We start from the raw sequence: 1,775 nt of genomic DNA on the forward strand, positions 1-1,775 counted from the left end.
GTATAATTTAGCAAAAGAAATGATAGAGGAACTTAAGTTTAATATTAGTGGCAATGTACAATGATAAAAAATGTTTTATATATGGTTTTGTCGTTATTTTTTAACTATTTGTCCCCGCTCATTCTTTTTCCTTTGTTTACAGAAACTTTTGAAGTTAAAGATTATAGTAATATTTTACTTTACTTAGGGGTAATTCAGCTTGGTTACTTAATAAGTGAGTTCGGATTTAATATTTCTGTTAGTAAAAAAATCATTGCTAATACTTCGCTTACTAAGCATGTAAGTGTGCCAGTTATTTTTATTAAATTTTTCGTATCAACAATTTATGTACTATCTATAATTTTTATTTTTAATATAAATTTATTGGTTGCTATTTTGCTCTTTGTAACTGTTTTTTTTCAGACAATACAATTCAATTGGATTTATACAGCAGAAGAAAATTTTAAGAAGATTTCATTGATATCAATTATTGTCCGAACTGTTTATTTAATTCTATCAATCATTGTTGTTTTATACTCACCAAGTGTTATTAACATTCTCTTTTGTTTAGCTATATCACAGGTTATCGGGTTCGCTGTATCTCTGTCAGATAACATTAAAAACATACTTACGAATAAGCTTGATTTTAATTTAATTAAAGATGAACTTAAAGATGCTATTCCATTTTTTATTTCTAGAGTTACTTCTTTTTCACAGTATTATTTAATAGTACCTCTTTCTGCTCTTACTAGTACACCACAGCTTTTAGCAAACATAGGTAATGCTGATGTACTATTTAAAGCAGGTAAAGGAATTTTTGGCAGTCTAATACAAGTATCCTATCCTTACTTTAATAAGAATAAAAACGTCAGATTGTTTATATTGACTTTAACTATATCTACTATATTTTTGATTTTTAGCTGTATAATTCTCAGTTTTTTCACTAGTGATATAATCGTTTTTATTTTTGGAGAAAAGTATGTGGGTTCAGCTTTTATTTTAAATAATTTATTTTTTTTAGCAATCCTAAATTTTATTAGTGGAATGTTAGGATATCCATTCTTTTCATTAATAGATAGGGTTGATGTAGTAAATAAAACATCCTATTTTTCGTTTTGTTGTTTTAGTATAATGCTGTGCCTTTGTTATTATCTTTATTTTGTCGATATATACACTATCATAATCATACTAGCCATTACTGAGTTAGTGTTAATTTTAAGTAGGGTTTATTTCTACTTTTTGTCAATTAAGCATAAACTTAGTTGAAAATACTGAGATGGGTAGAGTTGCTTATGTGTTTTATTTTTATTATATTTATAAGGTCTTGAAGTGGATAAATACTCAAAAAAGAAAATATTATATTTTATGCATGTTGATTGGAACTGGATTAAACAGAGACCTCACTTTATTGCTGAAGGTTTAGCTGATTCTTTTGATATTGATATATATTATCCAGTGTCAAGAAAAAGAAATATAATGACGTTTAATAAGCCATCGAATAAAATAAGTTCATTGAAAAAATATTTTAGGCTTCCATATTTTTTGAGGCAGTATAGTTTTTTCAAAAAACTATCCAATTTACTTGTTAAATCTCAGATTTCAAATAAAAAATACGATTATGTTTTTTTTACTCATCCATACAATCATATATTACCTTCCCTTCAAAACCTTTAGGAAGAAAATTAACCTGATCAGGATGAGTAAAAAAAACATAATCGTATTTTTTATTTGAAATCTGAGATTTAACAAGTAAATTGTATAGTTTTTTCAAAAAACTATCCAATTTACTTGTTAAA

General features: G+C 25.7%; 1 protein-coding gene. It reads left to right on the plus strand.

The genetic code is table 11. From position 1 onward, the window contains the following. Positions 1–60 precede the first annotated feature (60 nt). The gene (locus H5185_RS21960; protein WP_182743267.1) at positions 61–1,245 is read left to right on the plus strand and encodes an oligosaccharide flippase family protein; all 1,185 of its coding nucleotides are present in this window, start codon (positions 61–63) and stop codon (positions 1,243–1,245) included. Positions 1,246–1,775: the final 530 nt, after the last annotated feature.

Origin of the sequence: Shewanella sp. SG44-6, assembly GCF_014164185.1 — a bacterium.
Classification (GTDB): domain Bacteria; phylum Pseudomonadota; class Gammaproteobacteria; order Enterobacterales; family Shewanellaceae; genus Shewanella; species Shewanella vesiculosa.

Coding starts and splice junctions, on each gene's coding strand:
- H5185_RS21960 (WP_182743267.1), top strand. CDS start 61: ATGATAAAAAATGTTTTATATATGGTTTTGTCGTTATTTTTTAACTAT.